The following is a 21421-nucleotide window of genomic DNA, read 5'->3' on the forward strand; positions in this document are numbered from 1 at the left end:
TCACGTATGTATTTCAATGACCTTTTAATACGAAAACGTTTGCATTAGTACTTAAAAAAATAGATTTGTTTATGCCTTCATATATTTGTAAATACTAAAAGATCAGGGAAAACATTTTAAAGCAATCGTTTGTTATCGCTTTCATTTTATAGACTTTCTATCAAGAGGTCAATATATTATTAATTTTCTGTTTTTATATATTTTAAACCTTATTTATTTGTCACAACTTCTTACAGGTAAAGTGCCTCATTATTGCTTAGTCAGTTTATTTTCAATAATACATTGCTACGTAAAAAACAGCTAATATCCTTAAAATGACATTAGCTGTTTTTCATAATGTATTAATATATGAATGATAACTATATTTCTAAATTACTTAATTTTTGCTGCATCAAATGCTTTTTGAACTGCTTGAACTTCAGCTGTATTCGCACCATATTTATTAGTTGCCACTCGAATACATGCTGATCTCAATTCTTTGAAATTAGAAGTCATGTTTAACTCATCTGTATTTGCATAATAGAAAATATCAAACATTTTATCTTCACCAATTCCTTTAACTGTTACTCCGTTATGAGTTCCGCCTTTTGCAATCAGATACGCAACTTTATTAATAATACTTGAATTAAAATGAACACCGCCTTGATCCCATCCATTAAAATCGTTAAATTCACTGTAATCATCTGGATAAGGCACTCCAAGTGAAGATGGCACAGAAGCTGGGTTTTCCATATCACGGAAAACAGATCCCGTTTGTTCTCCCATTGTCCAGTTAAAGTTTCCATTATTTACGTATTTCTCAATAGATGTTCCCATAATATCAGATAGCGCCTCATTAATCGCACCGGATTCCCCGTAATATTCAAGATTAGATTCGCTAGAAGTAACAGCATGTGTAAATTCATGTCCAGCTACGTCATATGCTTTAACAATAGGATCGCCATATACAAGCATACTTCCATTATTAGCACTTAATGCATTCTGCCAATTTTTCGGATCATTCGTCTCTTCAGAATCCCAAGCGTGTACAACTGAAACTACCTTTTGTCCCTTATTATCAAAGCTATTACGCTTGTATTTATCTTTATAAAAATCAAATACTTTTGTTGCTAAGTAATGAGCACTTACTGCTTTTGGATCGTTAAATGTTGCCGAAGTACTTGTCGCTAATGTACCAGGATAATAGCTTTCTTCTTTAGTAATATCTCTGTAATTCACATCATATGTTTCAATGCCTTGCCCTCTTGTATAATCAGCAAGAGCATATTTGCCATTACTTTGTTTAGAGATACCAAATGAACGATTAATACCTAAATCATCTTTTCCTGTTCCTGTTAATGATGTAAGGCTGCTTTGTTTACTTTTCTTTAAGGCTCCAACTAGTTTTTCACTTGCTTTTAAGTTAGATTCTTTTACCATATTTTTTAACATATCACCATTTTGTGCATTTACTAAATAAGTACCAGAAACATAGTTTGGTGTTGCAGCTTCGAAGGTAACTTGGTATGCATTGCTAGCTTGTCCATTATTTTCATCAACAAAAATAACCTCTTTAACTTCTGGCTCAGAAATAAACTTGATATCGTTCCCGTATTTCGTATAAATATATTGTTTTGCTTCATCTTTTGATAGATTAATAGGTTTTTTCAATTCTTCTTGTTTTAAATTTTGCGCGCTATCGCCTGAAACACTTTTAATAACACCCTTATTATCTACGTGTGCAGTTAATTGATGTCCATATACTTCTTTTCCTTCGTATGTTTGCTGCATACGCACAAGTGTAGTTCCATCATACGAACCACGTTTTTGAAGGACTTTATAATCTACTCCTGCTTCTCCATTGACTTGTTTTTGGGACAGAGCTTGTTCTGTTTTCTCCTTAAGTGCATCCTTTACTACATTTTCTGGTGCCTTTTGTGACGGCTGTGTAAGTTCACCCGAACGGAACGATTCCTCCTGAATTTGAACTTGTAGTTGATCTGTTTCCTCTGCATGACCTACCCCATATGGTGCCACAGCTGTTAAAGCTAATCCTGTTGTTAATGCTACCTTAGTTAATGTCTTTTTGTTTTTCATTATTTCACCTCGTATAATTTTTGAAATAGAAAGCTTGTACAAAGTATACTGTCTATTAATGTCTAAAAAAAGAGAAAATACACAATTTATGTAACATTATGCAAAATTACATAAATTAAGGATGATGCTACAATTAAAGAACAACTCATATAAATGCATTAATTTCAATAAAAAAGAGCTCCCTAAGACGCTCACCCAATTGGTTAGTTATTAATTATCTATATTCATTGTAATAAAAGTATACTTACCTCTAAATAACAACATAAAAACCCACTCTTTACTATTGTAAGAGTGGGTTTAATGTTATTAAAATAACAATTACTATAAGAAATTTTATAATTTATATTTTTTTAGTAATCCTACTAAGTTTTTTGTAAAATTCACCTTTTGTCTTTACATGATTAAACTGATTTGGATTAATATTTGCTTTTTGTGAGAGTAATATAATCTCTTCTTTTGAAATTGAGTCTTTCGTATTTATAGATGCTATATTTGTGTATTTTCCGTCTTCTGTTTTTGGAATTTCTAAAATCCCTTTATTCACAAGATCAACTACCGCCTTATGCACTGAAGAATGTAAATCTACACCAGTAATTTTCCAATTATGCATAACTTTTGGTGTGTATACACCGTTCTTTACCTCTTTTAAATATGTAATAGCAAGGTTACGAATGGTTCCGCCTGTTTCTCCAAATGCATTCTCTTGTTTAGATGACCAAATTTGTTCAAACTTACGCCCCTCTAAAGCTCCACCTTTTGCCTGAAGAGCCTCCATTCTATATGCATTCATTCCCAACGTCATAACATCGCTCATTTTGATTGGTTTGTTTGTACGAATAGAGCGTAAATTTGTAATTCTGCTTCCATATGGTTTTGTTAAGTCAATTTCGTATTTTACGCCTCCAAAGAAATCGTTCGTACTGTATTTAGATGCACGGCGGGTTTTATCAAAGCTAACGGTTACATCTCCGGCACGAGATGAGTTAAAATATCCTGCTGCCCATTCCATATAGTCTTTTAAATCTTTTCCAGAAATCTTATATACTGTAATTTCTCCCAAGGCATATTGGTAATTGTACGCAATATCTTTTTTCTTAATAGGGCCTGTATCTAAACGGGCATAATCATTATCAATTTGATGGGCTACTACATCTGCTTTACTGTAGTAGAGCATAACTTCATGAAAGAAATCTGATAAAGGTGTTTCTTGAATCTGAACACTTGGAATACCCTTTATTTCATTTTCAGGAACAAGATTTCTACCCTTTAATTGAGCGACTACAACATTTGCATCTCCTCTCGCATATTCGTGAAAAGGTGTTAATGTTTCTTCAAGTGTAGGATCGGATAATATCGTTGTCCCATCAGCATTTTTTACAGGTATAGCGGTAGCAGTTTTATTTTTTAAAGCCAACTTCCCATCTTGCTTTGTAAAAGTAAGGTCAATACGTGAAATATGTGTTCCATATTTATCTGGTTCTGTAATAATTACGCCATTTACAACTTCTTTTTTTACAAGTTTATGCATATGAGCCGCAAAAATAGCACTTAGTTCCGGACAAGCATTTGCAATATCTTGAACACCAGTACCAGGGATACCATTCTCATTTTCTAGTCCCATATGCATAACTCCTACCATTACATCTACTTTACCTTCTAATTCCTTAATTGCCTTTTTCGTCTCTTCTACCGGATTTTTCACCACTAAACCATTTAAGTGATCTGTCCCTTTTTCAAAATCACTAATCATTGGTGTATTCATACCAATAATCCCAACTTTAATTCCACCTTTTTCTACAATTGTATATGCAGGAAGAAAGCGCTCTCCATTTTCCTTATAAATATTTCCTGCTAACGTTTTTCCCTTATATTGCTCACTAACTTTTTTCAATGTATCTAATCCAAAGTTGAATTCATGATTTCCAAATGCCCAGGCATCATATCCCATTGTATTCATCGCTACCATCATTGGCGATTGTGGCTTATCGTTGAATAATTCTACTGAGTTTCCTTGAATTGTATCCCCGGCATCTACTAATATGGTATTTGGATTTTCTTGACGGACCTTCTTTATAACCGTATAAAGCTGCGTCAAACTTCCACTCATATTTGCTCCATCAAGCGCATAATCCCAAGGCATAAATCTACCATGAATATCTGCAGTACCTAACAATGTAATATTAACTTCAGATTCCTCAGCCTTAGAGATAGATGGTTTGACTATTACTGCCGTTCCAAGCAGTAATAAAATTACAAAGTAACATACATAGTTCTTCCATTTCATTTTTTGCATAATAATAATATTTCTCCCCTTTTTGTACTTTCATAAAGTTGCTTGAACTTTAAAAATGTAACTTATTATTCAGGAAACTTCAACTACAAAAGATAATTTTGAAGGTGGTTCTGTTGCAAAAATAAAGAGAATAAATTGCATACATCCCCTAACAGAATGGTATTTTATCATTTCCTGACAGAATACACCTTCCTTAAGGATGTGAAGTGTACTTTCAAAATAAGGACATATCATTCATCACCATTTCAATTTATTAAAACGGGCATATACAATATGTTATGATGATTATTTTTTGAATTTTGTTGCTGATTTATTTCCTTCTAAATAAAAACACTTTCAAAAAAAAATAACCCCGCTCTTCATTTAAGACGGGGTTACACTTATACAGAAAATCGGATAGTTTCATATTTTCTTAAGCTTATTGGTCACTTTCAACTAATTTCATTCTATTTTTGTTTTCTTCTGAATCAATATGAATCAACCGTTTCCCCTGTTTATAATACGTATCAATAAATAGGGAATAATTTTTACTTTTCAATTTCACAAAGCAATTTTATCTCTTTTATTTGTGAAATATGACGCTGTTCATGTAAATAAATCAATTCTATCCACTGATCAAGGGATAATTCTCCAAGAGCTGGATGCATCACTGATTTTTTCGCTAATATAGACTCATCTTCTATTGTACTCAGGAAACGCATCAATTCTTTTCTTGATTCGTTTAGCATATTGAGCATTTGCTCCACTTCAAATGGTTCTATACTTGGTTCAATCATTTCTGGAGCTATAAACTTTTTCGTTCTATCTAATAAAATAGTGTGAATTTCTTTACGCTCATTTTGGGTACTATCTAACTTTTTTAACCCTGAGGAAATAACTGTTATCACTCTCTCATCTAATAAAACTAAATGATGACAAACTTGTGCAATACTCCATTTATCCTTATCTGGTTTCCTATTAAATTGAGCATCACTCAACAAAGTAATTTCCTCAAATAATTGATCTCTCGTTTCATAAAACTTGTCATTTACAAATGTATCCATGTGGATTCTCCTTTCATTGCAACCTACATACTTAAATTTCTACGCTAGAGATATTATCTTCAAAAAAAGTTTTTCTTTCACTACTATTCCAATTTTATTTTAAAGCCACAAATGAACTTATTTGTTTTTTTATATCTTTTTAATTGGCACAAATAAATCAACCTTTAACTTTCCGTCTAGATCTTCAGCAACATTATTTAAGCAAAACTCTAAATTATCTCTATCATAATCTGCATCATACTCACTATTTGGTAGCCACTCTACATACATGTATTGATACACTTCACTTAATTTATGAGGTTCATCATAGAACTGGTATAGACCATATGTACCTCCATCTAATCTTTTAAATTGCACATCATGATACTTTTCTTTATCGAAGTTTTCAGGAATCGTAACACATGCATCATGCCGGCACTTATGACTTGCAACAAGTTCAGGATTATCTAATGATATTCCGATAAATGATTGCTCTGGTGGATACAGTTTATTTTCAATTGACCAGTTCAGTAACTTTCCCCAGTGATCTTGCGGTTCAAAGTAGCTACCAGTTCGTCTTATATACGCTACTTCTAATGGTGGTATTTTTTTTATAACAACTTTCATTTACATCTTCTCCCCTATAAATATATACACTGTTTATTTAGCTTTCTTTAATATTTATTCCTTCTTAAACAAAAAGAATTTTCTAATCACATAAAGTGAAACTTTAATCAGCGGGCGATGAATTTGAATTGAAATATAATTGATTACTATTACTACTAAAGTAGTATGTACTTTCATACTTTTATTTGATTTTACATTCTTTTTAAATCGATATATTAATTGTAAGAAAATAAAAAGGTGGAGGATTTTAATTGATTAAAGGAATATACGAAGCGCATTTACCAGTGAGTAATTTACAACAATCTATCGAATTTTATGAAAAACTAGGGTTGAAGTTAGCCTGGAGCGATGAATCAACAGCATTCTTTTGGATTGAGGATGGGAAAAGTTGGCTGGGATTATGGGCGGGCTCTGAATACGAAACAAAATATCATCCTTCTTTACGTCATATTGCATTTAGAGTTTCCTATGAGGATTTAAAAGAATCATTACATTGGTTACACTCACTTCAAATTAAAGCTGTTCCGTTTGGGAGTAATGAATCTATTGAACCATTTGTCCGTCCACATCAAGGTAATGCATCTGTTTATTTTATTGATCCAGATGGTAATAGCTTAGAACTTATTTGTCATATTTTTGTACCTAACGCACTAAAACATATAACTGATAAATTATCCTTTAAAGATTGGGAGACGCTATTAGCTGACACATTTGAATGAATATTAGTTATAAATCATAATGGCTCGCTTTTATTTTTATAACATGTATAACAATCTTGAATAATAATGTCCTATCAATTTATCATTAAATAAATGTAAAAAATGACCCTATTTATTCATTTTTAATGCGTATGTATGTACATTTGTTAATTTATTCGATATATTATGGGTATTGAATGATTACGTAAAGTGTAAAGGTCGCTTATATAACACCTTATATTTTTATATCCGTGAAAACTACAAAGTGTATGAAAATCCATTTGTCAAATGAATTTAGTGCGGAAGGAGGTTTGTGGTTACTTCATAGGGTATAATAATCAGTTTTTTACTGATAAAAATATAGGAGGCGACATAATGTTTCGTACGATTTCAAATTTCATGAGAGTAGCTGAGATAAGAAGGAAAATCCTTTTTACACTAGCGATGTTAATCGTTTTTCGAATTGGCACGTTTATTCCAGTTCCTCATACTAACGCAGAGGTATTAAAAGTACAAGATCAAGCTAACGTTCTAGGTATGTTAAACGTATTTGGTGGAGGAGCATTGCAACATTTCTCAATCTTTGCTGTAGGTATTACACCATATATTACAGCTTCCATCATAGTACAATTACTACAAATGGATGTTATACCTAAGTTTTCGGAATGGGCAAAGCAAGGAGAAATGGGCCGTAAGAAATCAGCTCAATTCACTCGATACTTTACAATCATTCTCGCATTCATACAGGCCATCGGAATGTCTTATGGCTTTAATAATATAGCAGGTGGACAATTAATAACAGATCAAAGCTGGACTACATACTTATTTATTGCGACAGTTTTAACTGCAGGTACTGCATTTTTACTTTGGTTAGGCGAACAAATTACCGCTAACGGAGTTGGTAATGGTATTTCGATGATTATCTTCGCAGGTCTCGTTGCCGCGATTCCAAATGTTGCAAATCAAATTTATTTACAACAATTCCAAAATGCTGGCGATCAGCTATTTATGCACATAATAAAAATTGTTTTAATTGGACTCGTAATTTTAGCGATAGTTGTTGGTGTTATTTACATTCAACAAGCTGTACGTAAAATACCGATCCAATATGCAAAAGCTGTTTCAGGAAACAATCAATATCAAGGAGCAAAAAACACTCATTTACCGCTTAAAGTAAATAGTGCTGGTGTTATACCAGTTATCTTTGCTTCTGCATTTTTAATGACGCCGCGTACAATTGCGCAGCTCTTCCCTGATTCAAGCGTATCAAAATGGTTAGTTGCAAATCTTGATTTCGCACATCCAATTGGAATGACACTTTATGTCGGTCTTATCGTTGCTTTCACATACTTCTACGCATTTATTCAAGTAAATCCTGAACAAATGGCTGAGAATTTGAAAAAGCAAAATGGATATGTTCCTGGTATTCGTCCTGGTAAAGCAACTGAACAATATGTAACTAAAATTTTATACCGTTTAACATTTATTGGTGCAATTTTCTTAGGTGCAATTTCTATATTACCGCTCGTATTCACGAAAATTGCTACGTTACCACCTTCTGCTCAAATTGGTGGTACAAGCTTACTTATCATTGTCGGTGTAGCACTAGAAACTATGAAGACGTTAGAAAGCCAGCTTGTAAAACGTCATTATAAAGGCTTTATTAAAAAAGTGAATTAATTATCAAAAACACAGTTGGTTATTTTTCCAACTGTGTTTTTGATTTTATCAGTCCTGTAATATACAGGGCTGTTGCTTTATTAAACTACATCTCCTTCTCTAATAACCGCCCTTTTTTGAAATAAGTCCGTAGTGTTGAACGATTGGCCAAAAATACACCAATCAATATAAGACAAGCCCCCATTCCCATTGTAGGATTTAAAGGCTCTCCTAAAATGATATATCCCACAATTATTGCAATTAATGGTGATACATATAACCACGTCGATGGAAATACTGGATTTGTTTTTGATAAGAGCCAGTAATATAATCCGTGTCCACCAATCGATCCGATAAATATGAGATATAAAATAGGCCATTGCACACTCCATGAAGTTAATACGGTTACATTTGGTTGTTCTACAATAATAGATGCGATGAGTAGTAAAATCCCTCCATAAAACATTTGAATACCGTTAATAAGAAATGGTGATACATTTGATAAATCTGACAGTATTTCTTTTGAACGAATAGAGCCTATTCCGTAAAATAGCTCCCCTATAACTAAAACAATACAAGCAATACTCCATATGAAACTTACTTGTTGATGCATTCCTGGTAAAGAAACAAATATAACACCTATTAGTGCAATAACTAAAGCAACGAGTTGTTCCTTTTGTAATTTCTCCCTATTCCTCTTTGCTTGTATTAATAAAATCATCATTGGTCCCGTAGCAGAAAGAACAGCAGCTAATCCCGAAGAAATATATTGTTCTGACCAATATAAACTTGCGAATGTCATAAATGTTAAACAAAATCCAGCATACATAATACGTTTTGAAAATATATGTGGCATAATTTCTTTTCGCTTTAATTTAAAAATAATCATAAGGATTATACCCGCTAAAAAGAAACGAATTCCTGCTGAAAACAACGGTGGCGCTCCTGCTTCAATTCCAATTTTAATCGTTAAAAATGTTGTCCCGAAAATAATACATACTAAAATGTAATTAAAAATGACCATTTTACTTCCTCCTTTTTACTCTTAAAATGAGTATAGAGGCTATGGTGTATAACAGTGTATCGGTACATATAACAGTTACTTCAAGTTGTAGTTGATTCCCTATATATTTTTCGCTTTAATTAAATTAAAAAGAAAAATAGGTGAACCTATGAAGATTGTATTGCGTAAAGAATCAAACATACCGTATTACAAGCAAATATATATGCAAATTGTTGAAAGAGTACAAAGTGGTATGCTTTCACATGGTGAATCCCTTCCTTCTTTACGTTGTATGGCCACAGATTTACAAATCAATGTATTAACTGTTCGTAAAGCTTATAAACAGTTAGAAACGAAAGGGTATATACGCATCGAACAAGGAAAAGGTGCTTACATATATAAACGTGTAAAGAAAGATTTCAAACCGATACCGTATAAATGGCAACAATCAAGATCTATTAATGTTATGCGTTCTCAATATGCAATGAATAAACACCGTAAATATTATGATTTTTCACAAGCAATTCTGTATCCCCGTCTGTTACCAAATCCATTTTTGGCAGACGAAATGCATAAATTGCTGGATAAAAATCCGATGTTGTTAGCAACTTATGGGCCAGTTCAAGGCGATTATGAATTGCGAGTTGAAATAGTAAATTACTTATATGAACACCAGAATTTAGTGACAGACCCATCTCAATTATTAATTACAAGCGGAGCACAACAAGGAATTGATTTAATTGCTCAAACATTATTAAAACCTGGAGATATCGTATTAGTAGAAAGTCCATGTTACAGTGCCGCGCTTGATGTTTTCATCAATAAAGGTGTTCAAATCATTCCCGTTTCTCTTGATAATCATGGAGTTCGCTCCGACTTAATTGATGATATTTGTCAAAGTAAAAATCCCGTTTTATTGTATACGAATCCCACCTTTCAGAATCCGACAGGTACAGTAATGAGTAAAGAACGAAGAATGGAACTTATAGAACTAGCGGAGCTATATCAATTTTTTATTATTGAAGATGATTCTTTCGGAGAAATATATTTTGAGGATGCTATAGTCCCGCCCCCAATCAAAAGTTTTGATAAGGATGGCCACGTAATATATATAAAAGGATTTAGTAAAACGTTAGCACCAGGACTGCGTATCGCGGCACTTATTGCCGATGGTCCTATTTTTGAATGGCTATATGCAGTAAAAGGTTCAATGGATATCGGTAGTCCTTTATTAACACAAAAGGCACTTCTACCGTTTTTACGTGCAGAACGTATGAAAAACCATTTAGAAAAATTACGTACAGCTTTACAAATGAGACGTGATTTAACAATTGATATATTATCGCCATTAAAAGAACTACACTTTGAAATACCAAATGGAGGTTTTAATTTATGGGTGACACTGCCTGATTCGATAGATCCCTTTACCTTATTACAAAAAGCAAATGAAGTAGATGTCTCTTTTTTACCAGGAACAGCTTGTCTATTAAACTACGAAACAAATGATAACCAATTAAGAATTAGCTATTCAATGTTAAACGAGAAAGATATGGAAATTGGATTAGAGAAATTACATGATACAATACGAAAAAGTATTTGTTAGAAGCAATATCACATTAGCCAACAATAAATAATACCCGCAAATGAAAATGTATAGTATGGGATATTATCTATTGTTGAGCTTTTTCGTTATTCAAATCTAGTTACTCTATAAGCTGTAATCTTTATTATCATTCCACTTTAACTACAATCTTTCCTCTAACATGTTGTCCTTCACTCAAAATATGAGCTTCTCGAACTCCTGCTTCATTAAATGGCACCACTTTACTTATGATTGGTTTGATTTTTCCGTTTACAATTAAAGCTGATAATTCTTCTAATTGTTTTCCATTTGGTTTTAGCCATAAAAATCCTGATTTTATTCCTTCTACTTTTTGTAGTGGTTCATGAACAATGGAAACTAGAACACCACCAGGTTTAATAATTCGAAAACTTTTTTCTTGCACTTCGCCACCTATTGTATCTAACACAATATCAAAATCTGATACTAGTTCTTCAAATTTATCTTTTTTATAATCAATAACGAGATCCGCTCCTAAAGACTGTAAAAATTCTTTATTTTTACTACTAGCAGTCGTGGCAACAAAAGCTCCAAATGATTTTGCGATTTGGATTGCCAAACTTCCAACGCCACCAGCTCCAGCATGAATGAATACACGGTCATTCTCTTTTATTTTTGCGTAATCTACAAGACTTTGCCACGCTGTAAGTCCTGCAAGAGGAATAGAAGCTGCTTCTTCGTAACTAATATTATTAGGCATATGTGATACTAAATCTAATTGTACTGCAATGAATTCAGCATAAGAGCCGCTTCCTATATTTTCAGGTTTCGTAAACACTTTATCTCCTATATTGAAACACTCTACATCTTCTCCAACTTCTTCAATAACTCCAGCTACATCTAATCCTAAAGTGATTGGAAATGAAAAGCGTAACTGTTCTTGTAAGTCACCTTTTCTTATTTTCCAATCAACTGGATTAACAGATGTTGCATAAATACGTATTAATACCTCGTTATTCTTAACAACCGGTTTTAAAACTTGTCTTTCTTTCAATTCTTCAACACTGCCATATCGATCAATAACGATTGCTTTCATTTCCTCTCCTCCTTGCTGTTTATTTTAATAACATACAATTATTTCTCAAAATTTTTTGCCTTGAATTACCATATACTTATTTTTGGGGGTAATTATGCAAAAAGCATTATAAAGTGAAACTTTAATCATTCCTCACCAATCGGGCTCTTACTGCCCGGCAAATAGCGGGATGAATTTCAAAAAGAATCTTACACACATCTTAGAATTATTCAAAACTGTATTATTAATTAAATTCAAAAGAAATGGGGCTAACTTTATGAGTGAAAAGATATTTAAAATAAACGGTATTGATATATGTACAGAAAGCTTCGGTAACTCTAATGATCCCGCTATTTTATTAATTATGGGAGCTACTTGTTCAATGATATATTGGGATGAAGAATTTTGTGAACAGTTGGCGAACACAGGAAAATTTGTTATTCGCTTTGATAATCGCGATGTTGGACGCTCTGTTACATATGAACCTGGCACTTCAAATTATTCAGTAACAGATATGGCTGAAGATGCAATCGGAGTATTAGACGCTTATCATATTGATAAAGCCCATCTTTTTGGTATGTCATTAGGTGGTATGATTGCTCAAATTGCCGCTGTAAAACATCCCGAAAGAATTTTGACGCTAACTTTACTAGCGACTAGTGTAATAGGATCTGATAATAATACTCGCGATTTACCCCCAATGGATGAAAGGATTTTAACACATCATGTAAAGAGCGCAAGTATAGATTGGACAAATAAAAATGATGTGGCAGAATATTTAGTTTCAGGATCTCGTCTATTATGTGGATCAGAACGAATATTTGATGAAAATAGAGTTTATACACAAGTAAAACAAGAAATAGAACGCGCAAACAATTTATTAAGTATGTTTAATCACGCTTTACTTCAAGGTGATGATGCATATGAAGGTGTACTTCACTCCATACAAGCACCAACATTGGTTATTCACGGAACAGACGATACAGCACTCCCATTTGAACATGGCCTCGCACTAATTGATGAAATTCCAAACTCAGTACTATTAACTCTTAAAGGGGCAGGCCATGAAAACCATCCAGATGACTGGGAAAGCATAATTAACGCTGTTTCTAAACATACATCTAAAATTTAGATAAATAACTAATGGAAGGGGGCACAAATTGTGCCCCCTTCTAGTTACAAACAAAAACCCATCACTGTATTCGTATGTATAGTGATGGGGACTTTTTATATTTTTCTATGTTTAAAAAAATGGACAATCTAATTGATCAACAGATTCCCATAATTTTTTTTTTGCATTTTCGGTGGATGTATTTGTGTCTAGTGTCATGTTTTTAAAAGGGTTTACTTCGACTTTTAATAAGGATGAAGGCTCCACATATAATGAGAAAACATGGCTGCTTGGTAAAGCTTTTGAAACGTCAATATCTCCAACTTGTTTAAATAGTTGCTGCGCAGCAAAAAAGAAGAAATTAGTTGGATTTGATTGTTTATTCAGCCACGCAAGCATTTCAGGTGATACCGATTTATGAATATTGATTTTTACTCGATCACCACGTTTATATCGCCTAGATCGCATACTTCCACCAACTAACTTATCGTTAAGTTTGTAAATCCTAACTCTTTTTGCTTATGCTCTCTATATTTTGGCGAACAAGTATAAACTAATAATCCTCGTGCATTTGTAAATAACGGATTATCTACAAAGATTACATTTTTGAGTCGTCCTTTTTGCTTTAAAATCATTTTTAAACTGTTTTTAATAATTACTGCACCCCCGCCATAAATAAACACGTATGGATCGTCTTTCATATCATCAATTTTATTTATAATATCTGTTGCAACACGTGCTGCTAAACCTAATAGCGCTGGCTGTGATTCCTCAACTAATAAGGTATTTCTCGGATGCTTATCATTTAAATAAATTTGATTGAATTCTGTAATACTATCAATCGTTTTAGTTGGATACTTCCGGTTCCATCTCGTAATGATTTGTAGTAACGTCTCTTTTACACCATAAGATAAACCTTTACTTAGTTGCGGACGGAAATTCACCCCTAATGAAACGACTTCTTCTGTCGTCCCTGCACCAATATCAAAAGAGAGTAGAGTTTTATCTACAAAATCAATTTCAGAAACTTGATTTTGCTCACATTCTATTTTATGTTTCACAACATTTCCTTCTTCATCGTATACAATGCCCCACGTACCAGAAGCGCCCTCAGGCAGGCATTTACAATACTCAATTGAAACATTAATTGTCACATCGCGTCCGTTCGGATAATGGAAAATAACCTTATGATTTCCCATATAACGTTTTGCATTTTCAGCAGCTATTTCTTGTGTAATAAGCTGCATAGGAAGAGCGACAGATAAATCATAACGAATATTAATATGGCTAGAAGTTGGACTTTGACGCATAGCGCTTACCGCCAAACCTGATAGTATTGTAATAACCATTAACTCATCCGTTGACTTATTCGATTTCTTCTCTACCTCAGTACCTTTTAATTGATCTTGAATAACTTTTTCTCCAACGATGTATCGTACATTATTTAGCATTAACGATGGCGAACTTATAGTCACATCAATGTGGTTTTCTAATTCAGATAATGAAACATCTACCTCATCTAAGAGTCCTGTAGGCTCACCTATATATAAAGAATAAATACTCGGAATAAAAATAGGGTCTTGCCCTTTCACCATTAACTTCAAACCGTTGTTTCCTGCATCTGCACCAGCTTTTAAAAGTATAGACATAACTACCCCCTAAATTAATCTGACATCCCTTCCAAATATATGCGAGCCCATTCTTTTACATTCAAATGTATTGTAATTTTTTATTTATCATAAAAACAAAATATTGCATACTTACATATTGTGTGTAAAAAGTATTTGACATGACACTTTTCCAATTTTATACTTATATTTGTAAAGAGTTTTTTACAATCGAGGGGGCAATTATTTATTGAATACTAAAAAAACTATTTTTATAATCATTGTTTTAGCATTAATTGCAATACTAGTACATGGCACATATAAATACATAACTGAAGGTTCTATTTTAGGTGGTACGATTTTTGCTATTTCGTTAATACTTAGTAATTTAATTAATCACATTACTTGGGGAGATCCCCACGGTGTGTCAGAAGAAAGTCAAGATGAGATGGGACAACAAATTACATATAAAAGCTTTAAAATTGCGTATTTTGTGCTTGTAGTTGTAATGTTCCTTTTATTAATCTTCTCCGAAGGATTTTCTATGGGGGCTAATTTAGATGGAGTAAAAAACCTCCCCCTGTTCATCGCAATTTGCTCTTCATTCTTTATTTATCCTATTGTCGAACTCATAGTTGCAAAACAATATAAGTAAAAAGATGAGGTTTTCTACATGTAGAAAACCTCATCTTTTTATATTTACATACTCTCTACAATTGCTTTTAATTTATTCACAGTCCGCCAATTCCTAACTGTAGCTGGTGTATGTAACTTCTGAAACTGGTTCATTAATTTAGAATTTCGAATGCTATTTTTGAAAAATAAATAAACGACCTTCTCATCTATATAGCAATCTTCAAGTTCACTTTTAAATGTAAGCAATTGACTACTCTCTTCTTCAGAAAGTACATTAGCTAAAAAAGCAATATGAACACTTTCTCCTTCTAACAATGAATGAACTTCATATGGACATTGTTTAATAATATTTATAAATTCATCATGTGTTCTTAGCATGACTGGAACATCGAAATCAAATTCTTTTTTTATTTCAGATTGTATTTGGTCCTTTAGAAAGTTTATACCTTCCTCAGATTCGAACACAATATTACCACTTTGTATATATGTTTTCACTTGTTTTAACCCTATTGATTCAAACACTCGTTTTAAATCAGCCATTTTGATTACTTTATGGCCACCGACATTGATTCCTCTTAGTAATGCAATATAAAGTGTCATATTATCCCCCCCACAGTAAAATGAACTTATCAATTGAATCGGTTTTCCCACTCATATTTCTCGGATATTTGTTTTAATTCTTCTAACATATCATGAATAGATAATACCTCAAATAAAATAATAGATTCACTTGAAAAATGGTGATGATAATGATTTGGTTTATAATCTTTTAAATCATTTTTATAACTCCAAAATTGCTTGTCTAATTCAGCAATAAGTTTGAAATGTTCCTCATCAATTTCATTACAACGGTTTCTCAATATAGCAATTATAGAATGAATTGTTCGTTGTAATATTTCTCTTTCACTTTGTGACCAGTCACAAGTCTCAATTGATACCCGAGCTAAATTATCTATATGGTAAATGATTTGCTGTAATATATGAAGTTGCTTCTGCATCGTTAAAAAGCTTCTCATTTCCTTCTTTGTATGTTGATGATATTTCCAATCTTTCTGCTCATATTGAACAAATTGTATCGCCTTATGCAATAATAAAGTCAATTTAGATAAATCCTGAGCAGTCTCCTTTTTCACACCTTTTCCTGCAACTAATGCAGGAATCCATTCTTCCATAATATTTGCTGTTTTAGCAAATAGATCCTCTGTACATCCAAAAATCATTTTCGTGTAGTGGGGTGGAAAAATGAAAAAATTCACTAAAGTAGATACTATAATACCAGTAGATGTAGTAGCTAAACGAATTAAAAATGCAGTAAAATAATGATTTGCCGTAATTGGAATCATTGCTACGGCAGTTAAAGTTGCAACTAAAGTTCCCGCATGTAACCTTAGTTTTTGACATGTAACGATCGTAAACATTGCAGCTAATGCATAAGAAATTGCTTGGTGGCCTAGGAAAAATGTGAAAGTCATGGCATATGCCGATCCAATTGTTGAGGCCGGAAAGCGAATAAGTCCTTTTTTTATTGAGTCTGTTGCAGTTGGTTCAATTGTAACAATTGCTGTTATTACAGCAAAAATAGTTGGGATGTTAAAAAAATCACAAACTAACACTGTAAGAAAAACTGCAATCCCAGTTTTAATCACTCTTCGTCCAACGATATTCCATTTTCTATCTTGATTCATTTTTTATATCCTTCATTCCTGTTTCATTTTATATACATATATTATATATTGTTAAAATAAAAAAACCTACTACTTGAATATTCAAGAGTAAGTTTTCTATCTCATTATTTCATTATAGGTAAATGCATTATTATTTGTTGGCCAATTGGTCCCATTCTTCTAAAACCTTTATCTTGGAAACCAACTTTTGCATATAAATTTTGTGCAGGAATATTTCTTTCATTCACAGCAAGTACAACTTCATTTTTTATTGGAAAATAACGTTTTACAAACTCTTCTAATAATAACAATGACTTTTTAGCGAATCCTTTTCTTTGTCTATTGTGATTAATAGAAAATGACGTTAAAAGTAAAGCATCCTCATTATCTGTGAACTCCTTTACTCTATCTCCCGTTTCCAATGCGAAAAGACCCACCGGTACCCCATTGTGATCTAAAATAACAATCACATTTTTTGTATAATCACTTTTTGCTTTCTCCAGTAATGCGCTTGGATCTGATGTAAACTGAACTTGTTCACTTGGTAAAGTAAATGTTTGTATAACTTCTTTATATTTCTCCTTATACGGAGCTAATTGAATTTCCCCTGTGTGTATGTTCATGCTAAACTCTCCCATTTTTTAGCTTATTAACTTATACCTTGCTGTGCTTTTGAATGCACTCTTCCATCTAAAAAGGTAATTTCAACAAATGAATTTGGATCGTTCCCTTTCCAAGCAAAAATTTGTTTAATTTGTGTAGAATGCTCTACCCCTTCTTCTATAAGTAAATCTCCTTCAAAACCAATTAAATCTTTCACTTCTGTATAAGTCATTCCTTCATTTATACTTGAGAAATGATTTATATTGATAGACTCTTTCTGTTGCCTTTCCATCACAGTAGAAGAAGTTGCTGTTTGGTTTTTCACTTCTTTTCTCTGTTCACACGCTGTCATACTGAAACCTAAGCATAAACTAAACAATATACATGCGCTTTTTTTCATCATAACAGTTGTCCCTCCTATGATAATTAAACCATATATTCCCTTAAAAATAAACTGAATATTTAATATTATATTTAAAAACCTCGTACAATTAAGTACGAGGCTAATTTCATTTATTCAAATGATTATTTGATTGATCATCCTGTTCTTTTCTTAACTCTTGTTCTTCATCTTTTGGTAATTGTTTATCATTATCTTTAATTGGATTCGTTTCTCTATTTTCTATCATATCATTTGGAACTTGTGGCATTACTCGGCCCACAATAGCGGCTAATTCATCTAGTATACCTTCACCTGTTTTTCCTTTTTTAATTTGCTTTCCGATTTGTTTGAGGCGTTCATACGTATCAACATCTGCTACAACGACTGCATTAGCACCGTCAGGGTCATTTTTTAAACTTTCTGCAACAGAGTATTTAATTGATTCAACTCGAGTTCGATCAAGTTTTGCTTTTACATCAATACCTACAATAGCATATTTTCCAACAACGACCGCTGTTGCATCATTCACACCTGGCACACTTGCTGCTAAAGATGCTAAATGATCTGCTGCTTTTTCATTTGGCTTATTTGATTTATTCGTATAATTAACATTTTTCATTGAAACATTTTTTTGTTCCGGCTTTTCGTTTGGATTGTCTTTTTTTCCAATACTGCATCCAGTTATAACGAAGCAAAGCATCAATATATATATTAGAGTTTTCATTATTTTCACCACTTCACTATTAAGGTTTAATCATAAATTTTTTCAACAGCTTGCATTTTCTTTACCTTTTCCTCGGCCCCGCTATTAGCATTAATGAATATTTGGTACGTATCTTTTCCTAAAGTGCCTACAAATTCATAGCAAAGCACTTCATTATGCAAATCATTGACTACTAAAGCTTTACGTTCTTCCATGACTTTTACATCCGGATTGATTTTCTTTCTTGCTTCTGCTGCAGTTAGTTTTGCCGATGGAACTGTTCGCTTTTGATGTGACGCTAAGTATTCTTTTGCGGAGAACCCAACGATAGAACCATCATCTAAAGCAATTTTCATTTGGATTGCTTCTGGATAAATTCGTACTCCATTTTCATTTACTACATACGTAAATACACCAACATTATCATATTGAGAGCTATCATAAAGCTCCATATTATTAAACTTATGGTCCTTTAAAAATTTCAAACCTTTACTACCTGCATCGTTTAAACTAACTTTCTGTTCTTTAATTTCGCGGTTATTCATAACCCAAATTGGATATCCGCCTTTTCCGGTAATATCCATATAGAACTCATTGTTCGTTGCTTCATCTTTAATTTTCACACTATAGAAGGATTCTTTCGCACCTTTTCCGCTTTTCTCAACATCTACTTTTTCATTTTCTTTTAAATTCAAAAACGATTTGGCAATTTTCGCCGCTTCATCTTTAGAAATTGCCTTTCCTTCCGCTTCAAATCCACCTTTTTTATTTTTTTGCGCACTTGTAAAGGTCGGTCCGAAGTTTGTAGAAGAATATGATGTTACGTTTTTCTCTACAGTTTTCAATCCATCAATAATTGTGTTATCTGCTGGATCGCGATTTGATGCAAGTGCCATTTCTACATCCATCCAGCGTAAATTATTTTTCAAAACAAGATGTTGTACTTTTCTTAGTTCATCTTGTATATTTCCTGCATTTGAATATAAAGTTTGTAGCGTTTTATATTCTTGCTCATTTAACGGCTCTTTTTCTAAATCACGAATGGCTGCACGGTAACTGAAATCACCGATATTCGCTAAAAATTCTTCCGTTTTATTAAATGGCATTAATGTTAAAGGTAGTTGTCCTACATCTGAGCGAGCTTCAGATGTTAAACGCCATACATCCGCTAATGCAGGTGATAAAGATGATCGTGAATTCATCGCAAGTGTTGTGCCAATTTTATCGTGTAATAAATCGACTTCGTATGCTAAATCATGGAATGCACGTTGATAGCTATTTTCCGCTCGAATTAAAACCGCATTTTTCTCTTGGTGCTCTTTATAGCCCCAATAGCCTGTTCCTACTACACCGACTGTTAATAATACAATGATAATACCTCGTAACATTGTCCCACCTCCGCTCTATTTACAGAAAATATGTTTACCGATTTTTTTAATTTGTGGACGAGTCCAAATCCATTTACTAGTCGCAGTATCTGGATTGAAATAATATAAAGCATTTCCTGTTGGATCCCATCCGTTAATCGCATCTAAAACTGCTTTTTTTGCTGTTTCATTTGGTGTTAAATATATTTGTCCATCGGCTACCGCTGTAAATGCTCTAGGTTCAAAGATTACACCTGAAACAGTATTTGGGAATGACGCACTTGTAACACGGTTCAAAATAACAGCAGCTACTGCAACTTGTCCTAAATACGGTTCACCACGTGATTCTCCGTATACTGCGTTTGCCATCAGCTGAATATCATTTTGAGAATAACCGTTCGGAACATTTGTCCCTTTATTTTGAGGTGGTTTATTCTCTTGTGCAGTGCCACCACTATTTCCTTTATTCGTTGTCGTTCCTTTATTAGCAGTTGATTTGTCATACTTCGTTGCCTTCACGAGCATTTGCTTCGTTTTAGCTCCAGCTAAACCATCAACGGGTAATCCAAATTTCTCTTGAAAATTCCGAAGTGCCCAATATGTACCCCATCCGAAAACACCATCTACTTTTCCCGTATAAAATCCGTTATATTTTAAACGAGATTGCAGTTCAATGACATCTTCGCCCGACGCTCCTCTTTGAATGACTTGATTAGAAAATGCTTCTACATTCTTTAGTTGTATACTACTGACCATTAAAGACAGTCCTATGAACGCAAGTAAAACCGCTATTTTAAACATAGCTTTTTGGCGCATAATTTTCCCTCCTTAATTATGTAAATGATTTCTTGGTTATGTTTTGTAAAAGCCTCGCTTTTATGTAAAGAAGACAAAAAAATCCAAACTAATATCGTAGAAAGAAAATGTAAACAATATAAAAAAAGGATAAAAGGAGTTCATCATGAAGAATTTGTTAAAGCGTGTCGCACTCGTCCTTCTGTTCCTAACAACATGTTCAAATGTATATACAGGCTCATCAATTGTTCATGCGCAGCCGCCGTATGCAAAATGGGGTAAGCTTGCTGTAGAGAAAACGAAAGAACAGTACCCAAAAGCAGAGATTATTGATTACCTTCATATAGGTAGAAAACCAAAAACCGTTCAAATAACAGTTGAAAAATTCAAATTGTGGCTACGTGAAGACGGAAAAGAATATGGTGTTTTTGTTGATGTGGAATTTGAAACGAAGACGGAGAAATTTATTAAAATGTCGTTTCAGAAGACGAGTAGATAAAATGAAAGAAACCCGGCTATTTAGATTCATAACAGCCGGG

21 protein-coding genes are annotated in these 21421 nt (G+C 33.1%); 6 read left to right on the plus strand and 15 right to left on the minus strand.

All coding sequences use genetic code 11. From position 1 onward, the window contains the following. Nucleotides 1-372: 372 nt before the first annotated feature. From MR107_RS01270 to MR107_RS01285, 4 genes are all read right to left on the minus strand, one after another. A complete protein-coding gene (locus MR107_RS01270; protein WP_061457318.1) occupies nt 373-2076 on the minus strand; it encodes a M4 family metallopeptidase in 1704 nt (567 codons plus the stop codon). A 340-nt stretch (nt 2077-2416) separates the two neighbouring features. Then, nucleotides 2417-4369, minus strand: coding sequence for a bifunctional metallophosphatase/5'-nucleotidase (locus tag MR107_RS01275; RefSeq protein ID WP_048656487.1), 1953 nt, complete (start codon nt 4367-4369; stop codon nt 2417-2419). A gap of 527 nt (nt 4370-4896) precedes the next feature. Beyond that, nucleotides 4897-5412 carry a DinB family protein gene (locus MR107_RS01280; protein ID WP_000379366.1) on the minus strand — a complete coding sequence of 172 codons (516 nt, stop codon included), beginning with the start codon at nt 5410-5412 and terminating at the stop codon, nt 4897-4899. Between the two features lie 129 nt (nt 5413-5541). After that, nucleotides 5542-6018, minus strand: coding sequence for an AraC family transcriptional regulator (locus MR107_RS01285; protein ID WP_242292009.1), 477 nt, complete (start codon nt 6016-6018; stop codon nt 5542-5544). Nucleotides 6019-6269: 251 nt separating this feature from the next. On the opposite strand from MR107_RS01285, the gene MR107_RS01290 reads away from it, so the two are divergent. Beyond that, nucleotides 6270-6737, plus strand: a complete 468-nt coding sequence (locus MR107_RS01290; RefSeq protein WP_242245042.1) for a VOC family protein — start codon at nt 6270-6272, stop codon at nt 6735-6737. 354 nt (nt 6738-7091) lie between these two features. Beyond that, the gene (secY, locus tag MR107_RS01295; protein WP_000490135.1) at nt 7092-8396 is read left to right on the plus strand and encodes a preprotein translocase subunit SecY; all 1305 of its coding nucleotides are present in this window, start codon (nt 7092-7094) and stop codon (nt 8394-8396) included. Nucleotides 8397-8481: 85 nt separating this feature from the next. On the opposite strand, the gene MR107_RS01300 is transcribed toward secY, so the two are convergent. Then, the gene (locus tag MR107_RS01300) at nt 8482-9399 is read right to left on the minus strand and encodes a DMT family transporter (RefSeq protein ID WP_000234337.1); all 918 of its coding nucleotides are present in this window, start codon (nt 9397-9399) and stop codon (nt 8482-8484) included. Between the two features lie 148 nt (nt 9400-9547). On the opposite strand from MR107_RS01300, the gene pdxR reads away from it, so the two are divergent. Then, nucleotides 9548-10981 carry a MocR-like pyridoxine biosynthesis transcription factor PdxR gene (gene pdxR / locus MR107_RS01305; RefSeq protein WP_088344313.1) on the plus strand — a complete coding sequence of 478 codons (1434 nt, stop codon included), beginning with the start codon at nt 9548-9550 and terminating at the stop codon, nt 10979-10981. A gap of 127 nt (nt 10982-11108) precedes the next feature. Here the strand turns inward: pdxR and MR107_RS01310 are convergent, their stop codons facing one another. Further along, the gene (locus MR107_RS01310) at nt 11109-12035 is read right to left on the minus strand and encodes an NADP-dependent oxidoreductase (protein ID WP_000644580.1); all 927 of its coding nucleotides are present in this window, start codon (nt 12033-12035) and stop codon (nt 11109-11111) included. A 256-nt stretch (nt 12036-12291) separates the two neighbouring features. Here MR107_RS01310 and mle point away from each other — a divergent pair, with 256 nt between their 5' ends. Next, nucleotides 12292-13146: a BCA family alpha/beta fold macrolide esterase gene (mle, locus tag MR107_RS01315; RefSeq protein ID WP_001290785.1), complete on the plus strand. Its 855-nt coding sequence runs from the start codon at nt 12292-12294 to the stop codon at nt 13144-13146. 111 nt (nt 13147-13257) lie between these two features. Here the strand turns inward: mle and MR107_RS01320 are convergent, their stop codons facing one another. After that, nucleotides 13258-13593: a hypothetical protein gene (locus tag MR107_RS01320; protein WP_001257760.1), complete on the minus strand. Its 336-nt coding sequence runs from the start codon at nt 13591-13593 to the stop codon at nt 13258-13260. Between the two features lie 11 nt (nt 13594-13604). Beyond that, the gene (locus tag MR107_RS01325) at nt 13605-14774 is read right to left on the minus strand and encodes a ParM/StbA family protein (protein WP_000025622.1); all 1170 of its coding nucleotides are present in this window, start codon (nt 14772-14774) and stop codon (nt 13605-13607) included. A gap of 208 nt (nt 14775-14982) precedes the next feature. Here MR107_RS01325 and MR107_RS01330 point away from each other — a divergent pair, with 208 nt between their 5' ends. Then, entirely contained in the window at nt 14983-15387 is a 405-nt protein-coding gene (locus MR107_RS01330; protein WP_001093141.1) for a hypothetical protein, read from the plus strand. Between the two features lie 44 nt (nt 15388-15431). Here MR107_RS01330 and MR107_RS01335 read toward each other — a convergent pair whose 3' ends face one another. From MR107_RS01335 to sleB, 7 genes are all read right to left on the minus strand, one after another. Next, a complete protein-coding gene (locus MR107_RS01335) occupies nt 15432-15968 on the minus strand; it encodes a DUF1697 domain-containing protein (RefSeq protein WP_000177387.1) in 537 nt (178 codons plus the stop codon). A gap of 29 nt (nt 15969-15997) precedes the next feature. After that, nucleotides 15998-17053 carry an aromatic acid exporter family protein gene (locus MR107_RS01340; RefSeq protein WP_242292010.1) on the minus strand — a complete coding sequence of 352 codons (1056 nt, stop codon included), beginning with the start codon at nt 17051-17053 and terminating at the stop codon, nt 15998-16000. A 104-nt stretch (nt 17054-17157) separates the two neighbouring features. Next, nucleotides 17158-17670 carry a GNAT family N-acetyltransferase gene (locus MR107_RS01345; protein ID WP_002025890.1) on the minus strand — a complete coding sequence of 171 codons (513 nt, stop codon included), beginning with the start codon at nt 17668-17670 and terminating at the stop codon, nt 17158-17160. An 11-nt stretch (nt 17671-17681) separates the two neighbouring features. After that, complete coding sequence (locus MR107_RS01350) at nt 17682-18038, minus strand: hypothetical protein (protein ID WP_000976446.1); 357 nt, start codon at nt 18036-18038, stop codon at nt 17682-17684. Nucleotides 18039-18144: 106 nt separating this feature from the next. Continuing rightward, complete coding sequence (locus MR107_RS01355) at nt 18145-18741, minus strand: YhcN/YlaJ family sporulation lipoprotein (RefSeq protein WP_000854053.1); 597 nt, start codon at nt 18739-18741, stop codon at nt 18145-18147. A gap of 26 nt (nt 18742-18767) precedes the next feature. Further along, nucleotides 18768-20108: a germination protein YpeB gene (ypeB, locus tag MR107_RS01360; protein ID WP_242292011.1), complete on the minus strand. Its 1341-nt coding sequence runs from the start codon at nt 20106-20108 to the stop codon at nt 18768-18770. Between the two features lie 15 nt (nt 20109-20123). Beyond that, complete coding sequence (gene sleB / locus MR107_RS01365; protein WP_001249063.1) at nt 20124-20903, minus strand: spore cortex-lytic enzyme; 780 nt, start codon at nt 20901-20903, stop codon at nt 20124-20126. A gap of 145 nt (nt 20904-21048) precedes the next feature. On the opposite strand from sleB, the gene MR107_RS01370 reads away from it, so the two are divergent. After that, complete coding sequence (locus MR107_RS01370; RefSeq protein WP_000793373.1) at nt 21049-21381, plus strand: DUF3889 domain-containing protein; 333 nt, start codon at nt 21049-21051, stop codon at nt 21379-21381. Nucleotides 21382-21421: the final 40 nt, after the last annotated feature.

The organism is Bacillus cereus group sp. BfR-BA-01441 (assembly GCF_022663075.1).
Lineage (GTDB): Bacteria > Bacillota > Bacilli > Bacillales > Bacillaceae_G > Bacillus_A > Bacillus_A cereus.

Coding starts and splice junctions, on each gene's coding strand:
- MR107_RS01340 (WP_242292010.1), bottom strand. CDS start 17,053: ATGAATCAAGATAGAAAATGGAATATCGTTGGACGAAGAGTGATTAAA.
- MR107_RS01345 (WP_002025890.1), bottom strand. CDS start 17,670: ATGGGAGAGTTTAGCATGAACATACACACAGGGGAAATTCAATTAGCT.
- MR107_RS01320 (WP_001257760.1), bottom strand. CDS start 13,593: ATGCGATCTAGGCGATATAAACGTGGTGATCGAGTAAAAATCAATATT.
- MR107_RS01355 (WP_000854053.1), bottom strand. CDS start 18,741: ATGAAAACTCTAATATATATATTGATGCTTTGCTTCGTTATAACTGGA.
- pdxR (WP_088344313.1), top strand. CDS start 9,548: ATGAAGATTGTATTGCGTAAAGAATCAAACATACCGTATTACAAGCAA.
- MR107_RS01370 (WP_000793373.1), top strand. CDS start 21,049: ATGAAGAATTTGTTAAAGCGTGTCGCACTCGTCCTTCTGTTCCTAACA.
- mle (WP_001290785.1), top strand. CDS start 12,292: ATGAGTGAAAAGATATTTAAAATAAACGGTATTGATATATGTACAGAA.
- ypeB (WP_242292011.1), bottom strand. CDS start 20,108: ATGTTACGAGGTATTATCATTGTATTATTAACAGTCGGTGTAGTAGGA.
- MR107_RS01310 (WP_000644580.1), bottom strand. CDS start 12,035: ATGAAAGCAATCGTTATTGATCGATATGGCAGTGTTGAAGAATTGAAA.
- MR107_RS01270 (WP_061457318.1), bottom strand. CDS start 2,076: ATGAAAAACAAAAAGACATTAACTAAGGTAGCATTAACAACAGGATTA.
- MR107_RS01300 (WP_000234337.1), bottom strand. CDS start 9,399: ATGGTCATTTTTAATTACATTTTAGTATGTATTATTTTCGGGACAACA.
- secY (WP_000490135.1), top strand. CDS start 7,092: ATGTTTCGTACGATTTCAAATTTCATGAGAGTAGCTGAGATAAGAAGG.
- MR107_RS01325 (WP_000025622.1), bottom strand. CDS start 14,774: ATGTCTATACTTTTAAAAGCTGGTGCAGATGCAGGAAACAACGGTTTG.
- sleB (WP_001249063.1), bottom strand. CDS start 20,903: ATGCGCCAAAAAGCTATGTTTAAAATAGCGGTTTTACTTGCGTTCATA.
- MR107_RS01285 (WP_242292009.1), bottom strand. CDS start 6,018: ATGAAAGTTGTTATAAAAAAAATACCACCATTAGAAGTAGCGTATATA.
- MR107_RS01335 (WP_000177387.1), bottom strand. CDS start 15,968: ATGACACTTTATATTGCATTACTAAGAGGAATCAATGTCGGTGGCCAT.
- MR107_RS01350 (WP_000976446.1), bottom strand. CDS start 18,038: ATGATGAAAAAAAGCGCATGTATATTGTTTAGTTTATGCTTAGGTTTC.
- MR107_RS01280 (WP_000379366.1), bottom strand. CDS start 5,412: ATGGATACATTTGTAAATGACAAGTTTTATGAAACGAGAGATCAATTA.
- MR107_RS01275 (WP_048656487.1), bottom strand. CDS start 4,369: ATGCAAAAAATGAAATGGAAGAACTATGTATGTTACTTTGTAATTTTA.